The sequence below is a fragment of the Cupriavidus sp. L7L genome, from assembly GCF_004353535.1.
Lineage (GTDB): Bacteria > Pseudomonadota > Gammaproteobacteria > Burkholderiales > Burkholderiaceae > Cupriavidus > Cupriavidus oxalaticus_A.
This window is the reverse complement of the sequence record NZ_SMNY01000017.1, coordinates 39292-58142: the sequence shown is the minus strand read 5'-3', so window position 1 is coordinate 58142 and position 18851 is coordinate 39292. Positions and strand designations below refer to the sequence as shown.

Below are 18851 nucleotides of genomic sequence, written 5' to 3'. Positions count from 1 at the left end.
GGCTGATCGCAACGGATCAGCGCAGCACTGCCGTACCTGACAAAAAAAGAGAGGAGACGCTGTGGATACAACCCTGCAGGCAGGAGAAAGGATCAGGTCGTTCGAGGACGCGACCTATCGCAAGGTGAGCTGGCGGCTGGTGCCATTCCTGATGGTCTGCTTCCTGATCGCTTATCTCGATCGTGTCAACGTAGGTTTTGCCAAGCTCCAGATGTCGCAGCAGCTGGGCTTCAGCGAAACCATCTACGGGCTGGGCGCCGGTATCTTCTTTATCGGCTACTTCCTGTTCGAGGTGCCCAGCAACCTGGCCCTGCACAAGTTCGGCGCCAAGGTTTGGATCGGCCGGATCATGATCACGTGGGGGATCCTTTCCGCGTGTTTCGCCTTCGTGCAGACGCCAGCCCAGTTCTACACGCTGCGATTCCTGCTGGGGTTGGCCGAAGCGGGCTTCACGCCAGGCATCGTGTACTACCTGTCCTGCTGGTACCCGTCGCACCGGCGCGCCAAGATCATGGCCATCTACTGCATGGGATCGCCGCTGTCAGGCATCATCGGCAACCCGCTCTCCGGCTACCTGATGGGAAGCATGGCCGGCGTGGCCGGCTGGGGCGGCTGGCAATGGATGTTCTTTATCGAGGCGGTGCCGGCGGTGTTGCTGGGATGCTTCTGCTTCTACTACCTGGACAATTCCATTGCCAAGGCCAAGTGGCTGACCGGCGAGGAGAAGCAGGTCCTCGAGCTGGCCAAGACCGAGGATGTCAAGGCGGCGGACCCGCAGGCACGCGTCGGCAAGGTCTTCACCGATCCGCGCGTCTGGCTGATCAGCCTGATCTGCTTCTGCTATGTCACGGGGCAGTATGGCATCACGCTCTGGTTGCCCACCTTCATCAAGTCCACCGGGGTCAGCGACCCGTTCCATATCGGCTTGCTGAGCGCGATTCCTTACATGGCGGCGATTGTCTCGATGTATTTCTTCGGGCGCAGTGCCGACAAGCATCGCGAGCGCCGCTGGCACCTGATCATCCCGTGCATGATGGGTGCGATCGGCTTCCTGGCCTTGCCCTGGGTGATGCACAACACCGCGCTGTCGCTGGTGTTCCTGTCGATCGCGGCAGCCGGCATCCTGACCTGCACGCCGCTGTTCTGGTCGCTGCCGACGGCCTTCCTCAGCGGCGCGGCGGCAGCCACGGCCATCGCCATGAGCAACTCGATCGGCAACCTCGCCGGCTTTACCAGCGGCTACATGATCGGCTACCTGCGCGACGTGACCCAGAGCGGCAACAGCGCGTACTACATGATCGCCGGGATGCTGCTGCTGGGCGCCTTCTGCATCTGGACAATACCCGCCCGGCTGGTCAACCGATAGCCAGGCAAAGCGGGGCGCCGGCACCGTGCCGCAGCCCCGCCTCTCGCTCACTTCGCCAACCTTTCGCGCCCTTGCCGGCGCATGGATCCCCTCATGACAAATTCATATGAACCGGTGCCGGACGGGCCGGGCCAGCACGCGCCGTTCAGCGTGGTGGAAGCCACCGTTGCCGATGCGCATGCCGCGATGCGCGACGGCAGGCTGACGGCGCGCCAGCTGGCCAGCGCATGCCTGGACCGCATCGCGGCCTATGACCAGCACGGTCCCGCCCTGCGCAGCATCCTGCAATGCAATCCGCACGCGCTGGACGAGGCCGGACGGATCGACGCCCAGGCCGGGCGCAATCCGGCGCAGGCGCTGGCGCCGCTGCACGGCATCCCGGTGCTGGTGAAGGACAACATCGAGTGTGCCGGCATGGCAACCACTGCCGGTGCCGCCTGCCTGCGCGACAATTTCTCCACCGACGATGCCTTTGTCATCCGCCGCCTGCGCGAAGCGGGCGCGATCGTACTGGCCAAGACCAACCTGCACGAGTTGGCGTCCGGTGGCGAGACCGTCAGCACCTTGTCCGGCCAGACCCTGAACCCCTATGACCTGACACGCACGCCCGGCGGCTCCAGCGGAGGCACCGCCGCCGGCATTGCCGCCAGCTTCGGCTTGCTCGGCATCGGCACCGACGGCGTCAACTCGATCCGCTCGCCGGCGTCGGCAAATGGCCTTGTCGGCCTGCGTCCGACCATGGGACTGATCAGCAGGGCGGGGCTGGTCCCGTGCGGGTTGACGCAGGACACCATTGGCCCGATCACCCGCACCGTCGCCGACACGGCGCGGCTGCTCGATGTCATTGCCGGCCATGACCCGGCCGACCCTGTCACCAGTGCCGGCGCGCCCCACATTCCGGCGAGCTATGCCGCCAGCCTTGACCGCGACGGACTCAAAGGCGCGCGGATCGGCGTATTGCGCCACTTCTTTGGCGACCAGGCGGTGCACCGTCCTGTCAACGCAGTCATGCAGGCGGCGCTTGCCGTTATCGCTGCCCAGGGGGCCGGGCTGGTCGCAATCGAAGACGCCATCAGCCCGGACGAGTTGCTGGCCACCACGCTGGTGCACCACTACGAAATGGAGCGCGATCTCGACGCTTACCTGCAGCGCATTTCATCAAGAGTGCCGGTTCGTTCCATGAAGGACATTATCGCCGCGGGCAATGTCCATCCGAGCGTGGCGGGCACGCTGGATACCGCTGCCGCGCTAAGCGGGCGGGAAGGGGAGTACCGCGAGCGCCTGCAGCGCCAGCAGGCATTGCGGGAGAGTCTGCTGGACCTGATGGCGCGTCATCGGCTTGACGCGCTGGTGTTTCCGCACCAGCGCCGCCTGGTCGTGCCGGTTGGCGAGACCCAGGCAGAGCGCAATGGCGTGCTCGCGTCGGCCACCGGATTTCCGGCCATTGTCATTCCGGCCGGGTATTCGCCGCCGGACGGCAATGCACCCCAGGGGGTGCCGGTCGGGCTGGAATTCTTTGGCCGCCCCTACACGGAACCCGTGCTGATACGGCTCGCCTATGCCGCGGAGCAGGCCTTGCGCGCCCGCCGGCCGCCGCAATCGACACCCGCCCTGGAATAGCGGCACGCGTCGGAACGAAGTTTTATCGCTGCTCTGCAAACGCCGGCCAGACATGGCGTCGACCAGGTCGCGGACACACCGCGACGACTACCTCGATACGAGGAGGAGACAAAGATGGGCGCAGAAACCGTAGTTCAATCGCCGAATTCCCCACAGCAGCACGAACTCGACCGGGCCATGGACGGCATCGGCGTAACGGCGTCGCACAAGAAGATCATTTTCCTGATCATGCTGGGGGTGATGTTCGACGTGTTTGAACAGAACGCCGTCGGCCTGATCGGGCCCATGTTGCGAGAGCAGTGGGGCATATCGGTCGCCGAAATCGGCTTCCTGAATACCCTGACCTTCAGTGCTGCCGCGCTCGGACGCATCGGCTCCGGCTATATCGCGGACCGCTACGGCAGGCGCACCATGCTCAGCGCCAACCTGCTTCTGTTCACGCTGGGCGCCATCATCTGCGCGCTGGCACCGAACTATGGCGTGCTGGCAGCGGGCCGCTTTATTGTCGGCATCGGCCTGGGCGGCGAGATATCCATTGCCGTGACCATGCTGGCCGAACTGTGCTCGACGCGATTCCGCGGCACCGCGGTGGGCATGGTCAGCGTTGGCAGCGGCGGGCTGGGCAATATGCTCGCACCGGCGTTCGGCCTGGCCGTATTCGCCATGTTCCCGGGGCCGGACAGCTGGCGCTGGCTGTTTGCCTGCCTGGTGCTGCCGGCGTTCTTCGTCGTGTTCTACCGGCGTTTTATCCCGGAAACGCCACGCTTCCTGCTGTCCAAGGGGCGCGTGGACGAAGCTAACCGGGTGCTCTCCGTCCTCGCATCCGGCCGCCTGGGCAAGCTGCGCGGCGAGCCGACATCCTATATCAAGGCTGCGGTGCACGATGACGCCCCGCGCACCAGGGTGGGCCTGAGCGATATCTTCAAGGGCCGGCTGGGGCGCCGCACGATCGCACTGGGCATCGCGGTATCGATGACCTATGGCGCGCAGATCTCGGTGCTGACGCTGATGCCGACCATCCTGATGTCGCAGGGCTACACCATCTCGAAGAGCTTTCTCTTTACGATGGTGATGCAGAGCGGCAGCCTGTTCGGGGCGCTGGCGGCGTCATACTGTGGCTACCATTTTCCGCGCAAGCGTGTGCTGACGTTCGGCGCAGGGCTGGCCTGCGCGGCGGGGCTGTGCTTCGGCTTCCTGACGTATAACGTAGCGCTGGTGCTGCTGTTCGGTGCTGCCTTTACGTTCTGCGTGGTGTTGCTGAATACCTCGATCTGGATTTTTGCGCCGGAGCAGTATCCGACCCACGTGCGTGCATTCGGCACTTCACTGATCCTGGCCCTCGGCACGCTGGCGGGAGCGCTGACGCCGCTGATCAGCGGCCGCGTGTTTGAAAGCTACGGCGTTGGCGGCATGTTCAGCATGCTCGCTGCGATGTATGCGGTGTTCGCGCTGAGCGTGCAATTCGCGCCTGAGACTTTCGGGCGTGCGATGGGCGAGACGGCCGCCGATGATGAAACCGGCACGGCAGTCGGCGAGAGCGCAGCCAGTGCAAGCAGGTTGTAAGGGCGGTCCGTTCCCCCCAGCGTGCGCTGTGGGCACGCTGGGGCGAGCGGCTCCTCGTCCGATGTTTATCATTCTCAATGAGACCCTAAAAGGCATGAATTCATCCAACATTGACCGGGTTGCGCAGGCGCTGCTCTCCGCGCGACGCGAGGGCCGTTGCGCCGACGCGGAGCTTATCGCCACCGCGCTTGAAAATGCGGACCAGGCCTATGCCGTTCAGGCGATCGTGGCGCGAACGCTGGCCTGGGAGGACGCCGGCACCGCGTACTGGAAATCCGGAGGCGCCTCGCGTGACGCCACGCTGACGCATGCGCGGCTCCCGCCAGCCGGCGTCTGGGCCAGTCCCGCGCAGTCCGGCGACTGGCCATTCACATGGCGCGGCATCGAGGCCGAAATCGCGCTGCGGCTCGGGGCCAGTGTCGACGCGGCGCAAGCTGCCGGTCTTGACTACGCCGGCGCGGCGGCGCTGGTTGACGCAATGGCGGTGTCCATCGAGGTGGTCGATTCGCGCTGGCAGCAAGGCCTCGCGGCGCCGGCCCTGCTGAAGCTTGCCGACTTGCAGTCCCATGGCGCACTCGTGCTCGGGGAGTGGCAAGCCTATGCAGACCGGGACTGGGCAACGCAGCGTTGCCGGGTAAACATCGGCGCCCAAGCGATCGAGCGCCGCGGCACCCATTCAATGGGCGATCCGGCTTACGGACTGCTGGCGTGGCTGCGCCATGCCACGCGAGAGGGGCGGCGCGTGGAGGCTGGTACGGTTGTCACCACCGGCACGTGGGTCGGCATCCTTCCGGCGTCCGAGGGCGACCTCGTGACCGCCGAGTTCGAGGGCATCGGATACGCTTCGGTCCGACTCTGAAGAGGACTGGCTGTGGAATGCGCCTCCGGGCGGCAACAGACTGCCTGGCGGCCTCTGCATGCGGGCAGGCTCTCGCTCGGGCGAGCCTTGGCTCTCCCGCTCGGAATCTGCCTGACGAAGCAAAGCAACTGCGCGCTTTGCCGCAAATAGCGACAGGTAGATATGAACTCGCGCATCCGCCCTGAGTTCCAGCAGTGCCGCGAGGTAGCACTTCTTCACAACTTCAACAGGGAAGCCCGTCTTGAGTGAAATGCTCGCGACAACCTGATCGTCGTCCTCTGCCTTCATAGTGCCCCCTCAGCCTCGTGACACTTGCTCACGCGGCCAGCGCTTGACCCGGCCCGTGTGGGCGTCCGCCTGGCGGAGCGCCTCGTGACTCTACCCGGTCGTTGCAGTGCAGCACCGTTCCAACAACAGTGAGCGGGCGGCCCGAGGCCGATGACACCCTTCTGGCAAGGCAGCATTGGGGACCCGACTTGCCTGGACGAAATATTAGGTTCGGCCAGAACGACTGTCCACCTGACATTCGTCCCTGGGCCAGGCAACTTGCGCGAACAGTTGTACGAGCACGCGCCGCGCCGCTCCTTACTTCTTCGGGAGTGGCTCCCGCCAGGCCACAATATGCTAACGTTAAACCATACGATAGCCGCAGGGGGCAACGGGCAGCGACCGCTCTGGTCGCGCATGCCTGTTCGGGCGGCTCCCCCAGGTTATCGATCCGTTCAAGGAATCAATGCTGAGCCGGAGTCCGCCCCGCGTGCTGGCGGACTCTATTTGCGCCAGCAGGACAAGTCATGATGGAAAGCCACAGGCGCGCTGGCTACTATGAGTTCAAGGCTTATACCCAGCCACTAAGCAACGGCAAGCACCAGGGATTCGTGCTTGTCCGTCAACACACGATGGTGGGAATGCAGCAGTCAGTCTTTCGTGCGGGACGGCCGTCGATGGCGGAAGCGGATGCCTTTGCCCTGGCCGAAGCCCGCGTGGACGATCTTATCGTCCTGATCGGCAGTGGCCGGCTGCCAAAAGCAACGCTGGTTCCACCTGGCTGACGAACGCAGCCATCGAGCGCTTCGCGGTGCAATGCACAAATTGCGCAAGGAGCCAGTGCAACGAGGTACACGCCCGGCACAAATTCTTGCCTGATGCGACGTTCCCGGATGAATGTGAATAGAGCTGTCGTAAGCCAGGACAAATGACAGGGAGCCGTGAAGCCTATGTCCAAGACCATCAAGAAGCGGTATCTGAAAGCGCTCAACCGGCGCCTGAAAAAGGAGTCGGCAGGCAGGTTCGACACGGTTTTCGTCTTTTATCCACTGGGCGCGAAGCCCAAGAAGGCCACGGGCGTCACGGCCAGTGGCCCTGCCGATCCGCAGGTCCTGGCCGTCATGGACGCAGTCCAGGCCCGTGTGTTCGCCAAGTTTGAGAGTTCGGAAAAACTCGCGTAGGCGGAATGCCGGCCGTGAAACCGTCAATGTCGTCCGACTGGTCGGCCTGTGCTCCGGAAGCGCTTCCACAGCTTTCGCTGATTGTCCCGATCGTCGGCCACGCGTGCCGCCAGGAAACCGCGCGCGTAGCTCGCGCCGGCGGAGGCCTTGCGATGGTGCTGCTGCAGATGGCCTAACAGGCCATCTGCCACCGCCATATCGTTGCCCCATCCCAGGTCATCCTGCAGCTTCGCCAGCACGCGCCGATACGGTTTCAGGCGCTTTTGCCTGAAGAGGTCGGCGAAGAATTCGGCAGCGTAGCGCAGCTTTTTTGCCGCGATCCTCGCGCGGTGGCGGCGATGGGCATCGAGCTTGTGAAGGCCTCGACCCCGGCGCACGAGCTTGCGATGACGCTTGCGCAGGACGCGATCGGCGAGCACGGCAGCCGGCCTGCCAAGCTGTTTGCGTGTGTCGTCGGACGCATCGCGCCATGGGGTCGCCGTGATCCAGTGATCGAGCGCAAGGGCGACCCGTGCGTAGCGCGGCGACTGTACCGCGGCTGTCGCCTTGGCATGGCGGGCCTTCGCGATCTCGGCCGCCGCCGCTTTGGTTTCCGCCATCTGCTCGCGCTTGTCCTTGCCTGCGTCAACCTGCGGCAGCGTCGAATGCGCCAGCACATACCAATCCCGGGATTCGCCGAGTTCGTCGGCAATCCACTTCACTTCATCGGCGAGCGCTGCCGGCAGCGTGATCACATCGTCGAACATGTCGAGCGCGGAACGGAAGCGGCGCAGTCCCACCCGCATCTGATGCACGCCTTCGGGTGAATGTCCCGTGGCTACCAACGGGGCATTGGCATGTACCTGGTCCAGGCAGCTCTGCAGTATCTGCATCGGATTGCCCGATCTGCGCGTTCCTGTCCGCGAAATGCCGGTTCCCTTGGCCTCGTGGCCGTACTGTGATCAGTTGGTCGGCGCAAAAATCGTGCCGTCAGGCGGCACGCGGCGCTTCGCAGCGAACCAGGACGAACTACGGCAGGTAAGCGGGAATCCGGCGGCGATTGGCGGATGCCGGTTACGCAGAAAGTTCGGCCAGTATCGCCTGCCGCACGTTCCTGACATGCGCCACCCCGGTGGCTTCGGCCTCGTCCGGCTCGCCTGCCAGCACGGCCGTCGCGATGCGCCGGTAGTCCGCCAGCCGCATCTGCTGGAGCGACGCGAGCCGATGCTGGGCGTGGACGATCGGCATCTGGATGGTGGGAAACAGGCGAATCAGCTCGCGGTTGCCGCCCATTTCCAGCAGCGTCCGGTAGAACTGCCGCCTCGCGCCCGCAAATGCCGCGGTAGCGTGCGCTTTTTCCGCGGCACCCAACTGCTGAACCGTGGCGCGCAGGGCCTGGGCATGGTTGCGATCGGCACAACCGCGGGTTGCCGCGCGTGCCAGCAGTCCCATCATGCGCTCCGCCACGTCGAGAACATCCAGGGTGTCCTGCATGGTCAGCCGCCGGATGACCGCGCCGCGATGGCGGGGCAATTCCACGATGCCCTCGGCGGCAAGCCGCTGCAAGGCTTCCCGCACGGAATTGCGGCCAACGCCGAATTGCGTCACCAGATCGGTTTCGACCAGCCGTTGGCCGGGCACGAAGCTGCCGAGCTCCAGCCCGCCAATGATCCCGAAAAAGACGGTGGCGGAGGCGCTCCGGTCAGGCTCGCCGGTGTCGGCAGGCGGGGAAGAAGGAGGGAAAGATGTCGCAGGCGTCACGCGGGCATTCTAACAGCAAGCTGTCGGACGTTGACATGGGATGAAATCATCCTACAATCTGATCCTCATATCCAATGGATCGGGAGACAACCGTGCAGGACACATTGCTGGATCTTCGGGGCAAGCGCGCGCTGGTGACAGGCGCGTCGGGCGGATTGGGCGCGCATTGTGCGCAGGTCCTGGCATCGCGCGGTGCCGAGGTGGTACTTGCCGCGCGCCGTACTGACGCGCTGAAAGCCGTCGCGGAAAAGATCGGAACGGATGCGCGCCTGCAGTGCGTGGCGCTCGACGTCACCGACGGCGCTTCGCGCGCGGCACTCGTGCGCGATATCGAGCCCGTTGACATCCTGATCAACAATGCTGGCCTGGTGCGCGAGGGCGCGGCGCTCGGGCACGCCGAGGACGATTGGGATGTGGTGATGGACACCAATCTCAAGGGGATGTTCTTTCTCGCGCAGGCGCTGGTCCCCGGCATGCGCGAACGCGGCGGTGGCAGCATCGTCAATATCGCCTCGATCCTGGGGCTGCGACAGGCGGGCGGCGTAGTGTCCTATGCAGTCTCCAAGGCCGGCGTGGTGCAGCTCACCAAGACGCTTGCGCTGGAATGGGCGCGCTACGGCATCCGCGTGAATGCCCTGGCCCCCGGCTATATCGACACCGACATCAACCGGGACTTCTGGCAGACCGATGCCGGCAAGGCGCTGATCCTGCGCATCCCGCAGCGCCGGCTCGGGCAACAGGAGGACCTCGACGGGCCGTTGCTGCTGCTGGCCTCGGATGCGTCCCGGTACATGACGGGCACCGTGATCGCCGTCGACGGCGGCCATCTGGTCAATACGCTGTAAGGAGACCGACATCTTGTTCACCGACTATCCCACCGAAAGAAGCCGCAGCATCGGCGAGCGCGTCGAGCGCTTTGTCCGCGATGTGGTCGTGCCCTACGAGCGTGACCCGCGTTGTGAATCCCATGGCCCATCGCCGGAACTGGTTGCCGAACTGCGTGACAAGGCGCGCGCCGCCGGCGTCATGACGCCGCATATCCTCCCCGACGGCTCGCACCTGAGCCAGCGGGAGACCGCCGCGGTGCTCATGCGCTCGGGCTTGTCGCCGCTCGGGCCGGTTGCCGTCAATACGATGGCGCCCGACGAAGGCAACATGTTCTTGCTGGGAAAGGTGGCCACCCCGGCGCAGCAGCAACGATTCCTGGCGCCGCTGGTCAGCGGCGAGGCGCGTTCCGCGTTCTTCATGACCGAGCCCGCGGAGGACGGCGGCGCCGGCTCGGACCCGTCGATGCTGCAGACCACGGCGGTGAGGGATGGCGACGAATGGGTGATTCGCGGCCGCAAGAAATTCATCACCGGTGCCGAAGGCGCAGCCGTGGGCATCGTGATGGCGCGTACGGGAGATGGCGAGCGTGCGCAGGCCACGATGTTCCTGGTCGATCTGCCACACCCGGCCATCCGCATCGAGCGCCTGATCGACACCATCGATAGTTCCATGCCCGGCGGACATGCGCTGGTCGTGATCGATGACCTGCGCGTGCCGCACAGCCAGGTGCTGGGCGAGGCGAACGAGGGCTTCCGCTATGCGCAGGTTCGCCTGTCGCCGGCGCGGCTTTCGCATTGCATGCGCTGGTTCGGCGGCGTCGCGCGGGCGGACGAGATCGCACGCGCGTACGCGACCACACGCAAGGCTTTCGGCAAGCTGCTGATCGACCATGAAGGCGTCGGCTTCATGCTGGCCGATAACCTGATCGACCTGCAGCAGGCCGCCCTGATGATCGACTGGTGCGCGGGCGTGCTCGACGGCGGTTCGTCGGGGACCGCGGAAAGCTCGATGGCCAAGGTGGCCGTCTCGGAAGCGCTCTTCCGTGTGGCGGACCGTTGCGTGCAGATCCTGGGGGGGATGGGCGTGTCACGCGACACTATCGTCGAGCAGATCTTCCGGGAAGTACGAGGGTTCCGGATCTACGACGGCCCGACCGAAGTCCACAAATGGTCGCTGGCCAGGAAGATCAAACGCGAAACCCTGGATGCGTCGCAAGCTGGCTGACCGGTTACGCCGGCGGCGCGCGACGCGGTAGCCGTCGACCCGGGCAATCGACGCCCTGGTAGCGCGATATCCCGTAGCGCGCCGGCCGAGCCGAAAAAATCCTTCAATGAGGTGCCATCACCTTTTTCCCGCAGTGGGATGCTGCGAAAGAGAGCGAGAAATGTGCCATTCGTTTGGCCAACGCAGCAACCTGAGGCGGCCAGGCGGGGAGTGTCGCCGATTATGTTCGCCGGCCTGTCGCGAACCGCGACCCTGGAAATCCGGAGCAGGGCCGGGACAATTGATCTGCCTGCGCGCAAGTCTATTTCAATTCGCATTGCATGCAGACTCCCGCTGGCATCCCCGGCGACGTCAGGGTATGCGAATTCCGTACACGGACGGGCAGGGAGGTCGTAGCGACGAGGGAAAAGCCGTAACGAGAAAAGAAGCCGGGGCACTTTGCGGTAGCAAGGACTGCGCGTTCGCAGCCCTCTGCACGTGCCCGCACCAGAACGGCAGACACCAGGTGCTTGGCAATACCGCGATCCCTATATCCGGGCAGTACCGCAACTGAACAGACGACTATGACTTTCGCGTGCCGCTCCGCTCCGGCGCAGGCGACAATGCGCCCGTCCATTAACGCAATGTGGAACATATCCGGAGACCACGATGCGTTCTGCGTCAATCCACATTTGCCTAGCACCGTGGTAATTCCAGGCAGGTCCGCAGTGGTGGCGGATCGGATCTGTAAGGCTCTAATCATTGCTGCACCAGCGCCCGTCGAAGCGTTTTCTTCGTAATGCGCTTACTTAATAGACATCGGTTCCACAATACCGTCGCGTAGCTGTTTTGCCTACGTGTCCGAAATTCGCAAACAAAAAAAGCGAGGGTAATTCCCTAAAAGGGATACATTGAAGGCGATTTGTTCGCCTCTCGAAGCCTTGTTGGCAAGCCCGTGGCACCTCCGACTTTGGAGGCGAAATACGCACACCATCGGCCGTGGTGTGCGGAAGGCCGCGCTCGGTGGCGATTAGGTCGCGCAGCGTCGGGCGTCCGGGCCTGGCTAGCGCACTATCCTTGCAAGGACGATGCCACCCCAGATCCGGGAGCTATTGGCCGGGAGCTGTTGTCCACGCTGATGGCGAGGACCCGCCCGACGCCGGACTGAAGATGTGGCTTTGCGAGCAGTTCTCGCCGGCAATCCGGCAAGGATCGAATTTCCAGTCTTTCGCTGCGCTCCGATGATGCCGGCCGCTTCCGATCACGATGGCCCCGAGGACAATAGCCGAACCCTGCTGTACTTCGGCTGGCTGACGTTGATTGTCCATCTGGCAACGCCGGCCGGCTACCTGATTGATATCCAGGCGTCGTATCTGCTCAAGAATGAGTTGCACGCGACGGCGACGGAGATCTCGACATTCCGGCTGGTTACCGGAATCCCCGTGTACATCGCATTTGCCTTTGGCCTCGCGCGCGATCACTGGAATCCGCTGGGTTTGCGCGACCGTGGCTTCTTCCTGATTTTCGCTCCCATCACCGCGGCGACATTCGTCTGGATGGCGTTTGCGGGCATCTCATACACTGGACTGCTCGTCGGGATGCTGCTGGCAATGCTGTCGTCCCGGTTTACCGCCGCCGCCTACCAGGGGTTGATCGCGCTGGTGGGCCAGGAAAAGCTCATGTCCGGGCGCCTGAGTGCGCTGTCGAACGTGGTCAGCTCCGTTCCCGTCGTGGCGGGTGCGTTCGCTTCCGGGTACGTGTCCGATCATCTTGCGCCGCAAGAGGCCTTCTTGCTGGTGGCGATGGTCACTTTGCTGATTGCGGTGTTCGGGCTCTGGAATCCCGCCACCGTCTTCGGTAATACGTACGACAAGCCGCAAGCCAGGCGCGCGGATTTCGTCGGGAATGTCAGGCGGCTGGTGAAGCATAAGGCCGTCTATCCGGCGCTGCTTATCTGCTTTCTGTGGAACTTCGCGCCAGGGGCGGCCACACCGCTGCAGTTCTACCTGGCCAATGAACTGCATGCATCGGATTCCGTCTACTCGTACTACAACGGGATCTTCGCTGCCGCGTTTATCCCGACATTCCTGCTGTATGGCGTGCTATGCAAGAAGGTATCGCTGAACAAGCTGCTGTGGTGGGGGACGATCGTCGCGGTGCCGCAGATGATTCCGCTGGCATTTATTCGGTCAGCCGATCTCGCGCTGGTATTGGCGGCACCAATAGGGCTGATGGGCGGGCTAGCCACGGCGGCATACTTCGATCTTGCGATGCGGTCGTGTCCACCGGGCCTGCAAGGGACCCTGATGATGCTGGTCGATGGTGTTCTCGCGCTCTCGGCGCGCGCCGGCGACCTGTTGGGCTCATGGATCTATAACACCGGCGCAGCGCACGGCTTTACGTGGTGCGTGATCGCAACTACGGTCGTGTACGCACTGATCCTCCCCTTGATCCCGCTGGCGCCGAAGGCATTGATCGCTACCCGGGACGGCGAAGCCAATCCGGAGGCTGCGGCCGACGCCAATGGCTAGCCGCAACCGGCAGGGCTTTCTGACCGGGGCGTCAGTGTCCCGCCCCCCGGATCGAATCCGGGGAAAAATACGCTTCGCCAAACTGCGGGCTGCTGTTCAGGCGTACCGGCTTCCCTTCATTGGTCAGCCGATCCGCCAGATAGGAGCCGGCCGCAAGGTCATGGTAGAACGCCACCGCCGGGTAGTAGCGCCGCGCATCGTAGGCGTAAAGCGACGATTGCATATTGGTTCGCCACAGCTGGCCGCGGGCATCGTAGTTGTCGGCAAGCACTGCCATCCAGGTGTCTTCATCCAGGTACAGCACACGCTTTGCATACTGATGCCGGAAGCCTGGCTTCAGTCTGGCTTCGAGCACCCAGACACGGTGCAGTTCGTAGCGGACCAGTTCCGGGGTCGCATGGTTGGGGCCCAGCAGTTCGGCGTACCTGACGCCAGGATCGACCAGCTTGTAGTTGTGGTACGGAATATAGATTTCCCGCTTGCCGATAATCTTCCACTCATAGCGCTCGCCGGAGCCGTTGAACAGGCGATCGTCGTCCACCGTACGGAAGCCGCCCGGCCCCAGCGGCTGGTCAAAGCCGAACTCGGGTGCCTGCCGCACCCGGCGCGTGCCGGGATTGTATTGCCAGGTCCTGGCCGTATCCGAGCCTTCGCGATCCCAGAAGTTGTGGGAGACGATGATATTGCCGCGCTCGCGCAAAGGCAGTTCGGTTTCCACGCGGGCGAAGGTCCGGTTGATCAGCGGCGAGCCTTTTTCAAACGCGGCGCCGTTGACGGGTGACCAGATGTCATATTTCCACTTGCCCCATGCGATCTTGCCGTCGCGATACACCACTGCCTGGTCGTAGACGGCTGATTCTTCGGCAATGGCGGAAGAGAAGCGGAGATTCCACATCAGTTCCAGCCCGCTCTTGGGCACAGGAAACGGCGCGGTGGGCGGATAGTCCTTGAGGCCGTTCGCGTCCGTCGTCAGCTGCGTCCTGGCGGCGTGGTGCTGGATCGCCTTGTAGACGGCATCGCCATAGCGGAAGTCACGATGGCTGGGGTAGATCGCCATCCTGAATGTCGTCGGGTACAGCCTGAACATGGCGAGCTGCCCGTCGCTCAGGTGAGCACGGTATTGCTCCACGTTCTGGGCCGTGATCACCGCCAGCGGTTGTTCCGACGCGTAGGGGTCAGGGTAGGTGTCGCCCGGCCGGAAAGTCAGGCCCGCGGGCGCGGCCTGCCATTTTCCGCTCCACGCGGGGATGCTGCCGTCCTTGTTGGCGGACCGTTCGGCACCCATCGGCGTGAGCGGGCCGTCCAGGCGCCTGACTTCGTCGGGCGTCATCGCGGCAAGGGAAGGTGCGTTCAACTGTGAGGCCGCTAGCACCGCACCGGCTATCGTGCATAGCACTAAGGTCTTGCTTTTCATTGTCTCTCCTCCGATTTCAATGGCGTGATGGTCGTGCGCCGGCATCGGGCTGACGGGCTGGCGCGGGACGGCCTGCGATCAGGCATTGCTCAGCTCGGCGATACGCAGCACCAGCTTGCCTGGCGCCTTGCCCGACTGGACCAGGTCGAGTGCGCGTCCCGCCTGTTCCAGCGGCAGGCATGCGATGCGAGGCGGCCGCAAGCGCTCGCTTGAGATCAGCGACGCGATCTCGCGCAGCCGCGCGCCGCTTGGCATCTTGCTGTAGGCCACTGCGGTGCGCATGCCGCGCCGAGCGGCGTCGGCCGGGTCCGGGCCGTTGTCGCCATTGACCAGTGTCAGGATGGCGACAAGGATGCCGCCGGGCCTGAGCAAGTCCATGCCGTTCGGCAGGGTGCCGCAGCCAACGGTGTCCAGAACCAGGTCGACACCAGCGGGCGCCCATGCCTGCATGGCGGCAGCGATGTCGCCGCGATAGTCGATCGCCAGGTCGCAGCCGAGCGCTCTCAGTTCGTCGCGGCGAGCCGCCCTGCAGGTGGCAGCGGCAGCGGCACCGGCTGCGGTTGCCAGTTGCACGGCAAACGTGCCGACCGCACCGGCACCGCCATGCACCAGCACCGTCTGGCCTGGCTTGAGTCCGCCTTCGTCGAAGAGTCCCGTCCAGGCCGCCAGCGCGGGTGTCGGGACGGCGGCGGCTTCGGCAAATCCCAGGTTGTCGGGGATCGGAACCACGCAATCCCGAGAGACCGAAACGTACTCTGCATAGGAGCCCCATTTGCCTGCGCCAACCTCCGTTTGCGCGAACACGCGCTGGCCCGGGACGAAATCCTTGACGCCTGTTCCCACGGCCGCCACGACGCCGCTGGCATCGAAGCCGAGCACGAACGGGAAGCGGTATGGCATGAAGCGGCCCAGATAGCCTTCACGGCATTTCCAGTCGGCTGGATTCACGCCGGCGCAAGCGACGCGGATCAGGATTTCGCCGGCAGCGGGTTCCGGCCTCGGGACGTCTGCAAACCTGAGTACGTCGGGTCCGCCGGTACGGTCAATGACGACAGCGCGCATGCTTTTCTCCATCGCTTATCTTGCGGACAGGTCTTCGTGGTTCAAACCAGGGTGTGCCCACGGCGGGATCACGGGCGGTGGCAGCGTGCCCTGGCCATCAAGCGTGCGAACGTTCAACCCGTGCGCCAGGGGAAAGTGCAGGCTATGGGCGATGTGGCCGGTGCGCAGGCGGGCTGGAACGCTGCAGAGTGCAAGCGCTGTTTCCGCCAGGTACTCCACCGGCTCGGTTGGATAGCCGTCCGGGATATAGCGCGCGCTGCCAGGCGTGCGGATCGCCGTGCTTGGGGCTACGGCGTTGACGGCGATATTCTCGCCCTCCAGTTCCGCGGCAAGGCCCTCGGTGAACCGGTTGATGGCGGCCTTGACCGCGGCGTACACCGTTACGCCGCCTGCGCGGTCAAAGTCTGAATACGGGCGTGAGGGCGACAGGGCGGTGACCGAGCCGAGGTTGAGGATCCAACCGGCGCCGCGCGTGCGCATCAGCGGGATCGCTGCACGGCTGAGCATGAAGGGAATGCGCAGGTAGTGCTCAACCGTCTTGTCGAATACTTCCAGCGGCATAGCTTCGACGCGGCTGTATTCCGCCATGCCAGCATTGTTGACCAGGATATCGAGGCCGCCCGCCGCGCTTGCTGCTCGTGCCACGAGGTTGTCGCGCTGCTCGGGGTCCTCCAGATCTGCCGCCAGTGCCATGGCACGGCCCCCTTGCTGCCTGATCCGGCCAACTGTCTCGGCCAGCGTATCGGTTTCGTCCTCTGACTGGCCTGCGCGGCGGGCCGTGGCAACCACCAGCGCGCCCTCGGCCGCGAAGCGCTGCGCGATGGCGCGGCCGATGCCGCGGCTGGCGCCGGTCACCAGCGCAATCTTTCCTGTCAGTTTCCCGTGTCCGGTCATGGCGCGTATTCCTCTGTGCGGTTGTGGTTGGCAATCAGGCTGGTTTCGAGTGGGCAGAAGGCATGGGAAATCGCCTGGACTGTCCATTCGGGAAACTCGGGGTCGAACCACCGGTCGACGCGGCCCCAATGGAAGGGGTGCATCAGGTATTCGCCCAGGAGGTCCTCTGCGCTGGCGAACTCCTGCTGCCAGACGTGGGTCCATGTGCCGGGCGACAGGACGCGGGCAAGCCGCCAGTTGAGGATGCCGGGCATGTACCCAGGCATGCGCAGCAGGTCCTGCTCAAGACCGCGGACCTGCCAGTCAGGTGCTTCGGGCCTGACCCGGAACATCAGCGTGCGCCAGATCCCCTGGCGCAACAGGGGCGCCCGCAGTCCGTCCGAGATCGGGCTGTAGGCCACGCGATCCACCTCTGCCAGGCCGTCCAGCGCGGCAGCCAGGCCGGGGTCGTGGCCGGGCGGGCAGGACGCCACCGGGTCGAACTGCAGGTCGAGCGTGTAGTCGCCAGCGCCCCAGCTTCCCGCCAGGTTCCGGCCAATCGCAACCTGGCGCAGGCCTGGCAGGGTTTCGATCCTGGCAAGCAGTGCCTGCTCCTGTGTACTCGCCCCGGTGCAGATGCCGGGGTGAATTCTTATCTGCGCTGTCTCATGCCGCATCGCATGGCTCCTTGCGCTGAGGCAGGCCACATGCCGCATCGGCCATCACATGGCGGCGGCGGGTATCGCACAGCGTGCTGACTGTTGACCAGAAGGCGAGGGCCGGAGCGTCGATGCTGGCGCGCATGGCGTAATAGGCTGGCGCATCAGCCACTTGCCACAGCAGCCACAACGTATTGGGTGCATCTTCCAGCGCCACCGGTGGCGAAACCCAGCGCTGCAGCAGCGCCAGGCCCCTGGCGGCGCTGCCGGGCAGGTACTGGCTCTCCAGCAGGCTCAGCACAGTGGCCAGGTGCCGGGGCGCGAGCACGATTTCATCGAGTATGTGGATCATGGTTATGTCTCGCGCGGCGCAGGCAGGGTGCAGCAAGGCTGCGATGTCGGCGCCGGTGACTTGCGGGCGGAATGCGCGGTCATGGGTTTCCCGTGGGTTGTCCCGTATGGGCATGGCGTTCATGGCGTGGCAACCTCCATGGCCCATGGCCGTGCGCAACCTGTCGCGCGGGTGGAAGTGCCGGGATGATTATGGAAGGCCCCGCCGCACGGGATCCCTACCCGGACGATCAACAACCGCTACCGAAGCAATCAGGACAAGCAACCATGAATGCCTACATACCGGGGAATCCCGTACCTGTTCCGGATGGCATGGTGCTGCGCTTGCTGGACGAGTTGAAGCGGCAGGGCGTCGAGGTGCCGCCTGCCGCCGGCGCATCGGCGCATGCGCCGCCCGCGCAGTTCACCGCGCTCTATCGCGCCGCGATCGAGCAGCTGGAAGCCCTGGTCGCCAAAGGCAACGGCCACCCTCCGATGCGCAAGCAGGAAGTGGACTTGCTGTGCCGTTGCGTGTTGAGCAGCCAGACGCTAAGGGAAGCGATCCGCTGCGCGGCCGACTTCTGCGTGATGCTGTACCCGCGCGCCGGTTCACTCAGCCTCGGGCAAAGCGCGGGCCAGGCGGTGTTCCGCATGGATTCACTGCGGCGCGCAAAAAGCTCTGCGGCTTGCCTGGTGGACCTGACCGGGCTCTTCTTCTACATGCTCCTGTTCGGCTGGCTGATCGGCCAGCCGATACGTCCGACCCACGTTTACCTGGCGCATCCCCGGCGTGAGGACGCCATGCCGTTCCTTGGCCTGTTCCATGCCGCTGTGACCTCAGGCGCCCAGACCTACGGATTCGAGTTCGATGAAGCCTTGCTCGACCGGCCGGTCGTGCGCCAGGCAGCGGAGCTCGATGCCTTCCTGGAAGACTTTCCTTACCGGCTGATCGGTGCGCCGGTCGAGGTCGTATCACTGAGCCAGCAGGTGCGTGGCATCCTGCATGCAGCGCTGGTACATGGCGCGCGACTGCCCACGCTCGCTGAACTTGCCGTGCGCTTCGATGTGAGCGAGCCGACGCTGCGCCGCCGCCTCGCAGCCGACGGCAGCAGTTACCGGATACTGCGCGAGCACAACCTGCAGGAGTACGCCGAACAATGCCTGTGCACGACCAACTGGCCGATCGGCAGGATCGCGGAGCAGCTTGGCTTTGCCAGCGAGGAAGCGTTTCGCCGGGCGTTTCAGCGCTGGACCGGGCATGCGCCGACGTGGTTCAGGCGCGAGGGGAGAAGGTGAGGCGCTGGGGGGACAGCGCTCCGGAAGGCGCCGCAAAAATCCGGCCCCGGTGCCCGAGG

At 64.6% G+C, this 18851-nt stretch carries 18 protein-coding genes and 1 pseudogene; 10 read left to right on the top strand and 9 right to left on the bottom strand.

What is annotated here, in order from left to right; genetic code table 11:
* Positions 1–61 precede the first annotated feature (61 nt).
* The 4 genes from E1J61_RS16810 to E1J61_RS16795 all read left to right on the top strand — a co-directional run bounded on the left by E1J61_RS16810 (position 62) and on the right by E1J61_RS16795 (position 5408).
* Positions 62–1366 carry an MFS transporter gene (locus E1J61_RS16810; protein ID WP_133095177.1) on the top strand — a complete coding sequence of 435 codons (1305 nt, stop codon included), beginning with the start codon at positions 62–64 and terminating at the stop codon, positions 1364–1366.
* A gap of 93 nt (positions 1367–1459) precedes the next feature.
* Entirely contained in the window at positions 1460–2986 is a 1527-nt protein-coding gene (locus E1J61_RS16805) for an amidase family protein (protein ID WP_133095176.1), read from the top strand.
* 114 nt (positions 2987–3100) lie between these two features.
* A complete protein-coding gene (locus tag E1J61_RS16800; RefSeq protein ID WP_133095175.1) occupies positions 3101–4549 on the top strand; it encodes an MFS transporter in 1449 nt (482 codons plus the stop codon).
* A 94-nt stretch (positions 4550–4643) separates the two neighbouring features.
* A complete protein-coding gene (locus tag E1J61_RS16795) occupies positions 4644–5408 on the top strand; it encodes a fumarylacetoacetate hydrolase family protein (protein ID WP_133095390.1) in 765 nt (254 codons plus the stop codon).
* 126 nt (positions 5409–5534) lie between these two features.
* Here E1J61_RS16795 and E1J61_RS38840 read toward each other — a convergent pair.
* Positions 5535–5696, bottom strand: a pseudogene (locus E1J61_RS38840) (DUF3562 domain-containing protein); the annotation flags it as partial.
* 506 nt (positions 5697–6202) lie between these two features.
* On the opposite strand from E1J61_RS38840, the gene E1J61_RS16785 reads away from it, so the two are divergent.
* Complete coding sequence (locus E1J61_RS16785; protein WP_133095173.1) at positions 6203–6460, top strand: hypothetical protein; 258 nt, start codon at positions 6203–6205, stop codon at positions 6458–6460.
* A gap of 165 nt (positions 6461–6625) precedes the next feature.
* Entirely contained in the window at positions 6626–6856 is a 231-nt protein-coding gene (locus tag E1J61_RS16780) for a hypothetical protein (RefSeq protein ID WP_133095172.1), read from the top strand.
* Positions 6857–6879: 23 nt separating this feature from the next.
* On the opposite strand, the gene E1J61_RS16775 is transcribed toward E1J61_RS16780, so the two are convergent.
* Positions 6880–7728, bottom strand: coding sequence for a CHAD domain-containing protein (locus tag E1J61_RS16775; protein WP_133095171.1), 849 nt, complete (start codon positions 7726–7728; stop codon positions 6880–6882).
* A gap of 181 nt (positions 7729–7909) precedes the next feature.
* Entirely contained in the window at positions 7910–8596 is a 687-nt protein-coding gene (locus E1J61_RS16770) for a GntR family transcriptional regulator (RefSeq protein WP_133095170.1), read from the bottom strand.
* 92 nt (positions 8597–8688) lie between these two features.
* Here E1J61_RS16770 and E1J61_RS16765 point away from each other — a divergent pair, with 92 nt between their 5' ends.
* Both E1J61_RS16765 and E1J61_RS16760 read left to right on the top strand, forming a co-directional pair.
* Positions 8689–9441 (top strand): SDR family NAD(P)-dependent oxidoreductase, encoded by a 753-nt coding sequence (locus E1J61_RS16765; RefSeq protein WP_133095169.1) that lies wholly within the window; start codon positions 8689–8691, stop codon positions 9439–9441.
* A gap of 13 nt (positions 9442–9454) precedes the next feature.
* Entirely contained in the window at positions 9455–10648 is a 1194-nt protein-coding gene (locus E1J61_RS16760) for an acyl-CoA dehydrogenase family protein (protein WP_133095168.1), read from the top strand.
* 301 nt (positions 10649–10949) lie between these two features.
* Here E1J61_RS16760 and E1J61_RS16755 read toward each other — a convergent pair whose 3' ends face one another.
* Positions 10950–11390, bottom strand: a complete 441-nt coding sequence (locus E1J61_RS16755) for a GNAT family N-acetyltransferase (RefSeq protein ID WP_133095167.1) — start codon at positions 11388–11390, stop codon at positions 10950–10952.
* 481 nt (positions 11391–11871) lie between these two features.
* Here E1J61_RS16755 and E1J61_RS16750 point away from each other — a divergent pair, with 481 nt between their 5' ends.
* The gene (locus E1J61_RS16750; RefSeq protein ID WP_133095389.1) at positions 11872–13158 is read left to right on the top strand and encodes an MFS transporter; all 1287 of its coding nucleotides are present in this window, start codon (positions 11872–11874) and stop codon (positions 13156–13158) included.
* A 31-nt stretch (positions 13159–13189) separates the two neighbouring features.
* On the opposite strand, the gene E1J61_RS16745 is transcribed toward E1J61_RS16750, so the two are convergent.
* The 5 genes from E1J61_RS16745 to E1J61_RS16725 all read right to left on the bottom strand — a co-directional run bounded on the left by E1J61_RS16745 (position 13190) and on the right by E1J61_RS16725 (position 17518).
* Positions 13190–14572 carry a DUF1329 domain-containing protein gene (locus E1J61_RS16745; protein ID WP_133095388.1) on the bottom strand — a complete coding sequence of 461 codons (1383 nt, stop codon included), beginning with the start codon at positions 14570–14572 and terminating at the stop codon, positions 13190–13192.
* Between the two features lie 78 nt (positions 14573–14650).
* Entirely contained in the window at positions 14651–15634 is a 984-nt protein-coding gene (locus tag E1J61_RS16740) for an NADP-dependent oxidoreductase (RefSeq protein ID WP_133095166.1), read from the bottom strand.
* A gap of 15 nt (positions 15635–15649) precedes the next feature.
* Entirely contained in the window at positions 15650–16528 is an 879-nt protein-coding gene (locus E1J61_RS16735; RefSeq protein ID WP_133095165.1) for an SDR family NAD(P)-dependent oxidoreductase, read from the bottom strand.
* Positions 16525–17184: a Dabb family protein gene (locus E1J61_RS16730; protein ID WP_133095164.1), complete on the bottom strand. Its 660-nt coding sequence runs from the start codon at positions 17182–17184 to the stop codon at positions 16525–16527. Before E1J61_RS16730 ends, E1J61_RS16735 begins: the two co-directional genes overlap by 4 nt.
* Positions 17174–17518, bottom strand: a complete 345-nt coding sequence (locus E1J61_RS16725) for a hypothetical protein (protein WP_133095387.1) — start codon at positions 17516–17518, stop codon at positions 17174–17176. Before E1J61_RS16725 ends, E1J61_RS16730 begins: the two co-directional genes overlap by 11 nt.
* A gap of 311 nt (positions 17519–17829) precedes the next feature.
* On the opposite strand from E1J61_RS16725, the gene E1J61_RS16720 reads away from it, so the two are divergent.
* On the top strand, positions 17830–18792 hold the full coding sequence (locus tag E1J61_RS16720; protein ID WP_133095386.1) for an AraC family transcriptional regulator: 963 nt from the start codon (positions 17830–17832) through the stop codon (positions 18790–18792).
* Positions 18793–18851: the final 59 nt, after the last annotated feature.

Bases quoted from the DNA above. Each gene is read 5' to 3' on its own strand.
- E1J61_RS16780 (WP_133095172.1), top strand. From the start codon at position 6,626: ATGTCCAAGACCATCAAGAAGCGGTATCTGAAAGCGCTCAACCGGCGC.
- E1J61_RS16730 (WP_133095164.1), bottom strand. From the start codon at position 17,184: ATGCGGCATGAGACAGCGCAGATAAGAATTCACCCCGGCATCTGCACC.
- E1J61_RS16795 (WP_133095390.1), top strand. From the start codon at position 4,644: ATGAATTCATCCAACATTGACCGGGTTGCGCAGGCGCTGCTCTCCGCG.
- E1J61_RS16750 (WP_133095389.1), top strand. From the start codon at position 11,872: ATGCCGGCCGCTTCCGATCACGATGGCCCCGAGGACAATAGCCGAACC.
- E1J61_RS16720 (WP_133095386.1), top strand. From the start codon at position 17,830: ATGGTGCTGCGCTTGCTGGACGAGTTGAAGCGGCAGGGCGTCGAGGTG.
- E1J61_RS16735 (WP_133095165.1), bottom strand. From the start codon at position 16,528: ATGACCGGACACGGGAAACTGACAGGAAAGATTGCGCTGGTGACCGGC.
- E1J61_RS16785 (WP_133095173.1), top strand. From the start codon at position 6,203: ATGATGGAAAGCCACAGGCGCGCTGGCTACTATGAGTTCAAGGCTTAT.
- E1J61_RS16745 (WP_133095388.1), bottom strand. From the start codon at position 14,572: ATGAAAAGCAAGACCTTAGTGCTATGCACGATAGCCGGTGCGGTGCTA.
- E1J61_RS16725 (WP_133095387.1), bottom strand. From the start codon at position 17,518: ATGATCCACATACTCGATGAAATCGTGCTCGCGCCCCGGCACCTGGCC.
- E1J61_RS16805 (WP_133095176.1), top strand. From the start codon at position 1,460: ATGACAAATTCATATGAACCGGTGCCGGACGGGCCGGGCCAGCACGCG.
- E1J61_RS16755 (WP_133095167.1), bottom strand. From the start codon at position 11,390: ATGATTAGAGCCTTACAGATCCGATCCGCCACCACTGCGGACCTGCCT.
- E1J61_RS16740 (WP_133095166.1), bottom strand. From the start codon at position 15,634: ATGCGCGCTGTCGTCATTGACCGTACCGGCGGACCCGACGTACTCAGG.
- E1J61_RS16775 (WP_133095171.1), bottom strand. From the start codon at position 7,728: ATGCAGATACTGCAGAGCTGCCTGGACCAGGTACATGCCAATGCCCCG.
- E1J61_RS16800 (WP_133095175.1), top strand. From the start codon at position 3,101: ATGGGCGCAGAAACCGTAGTTCAATCGCCGAATTCCCCACAGCAGCAC.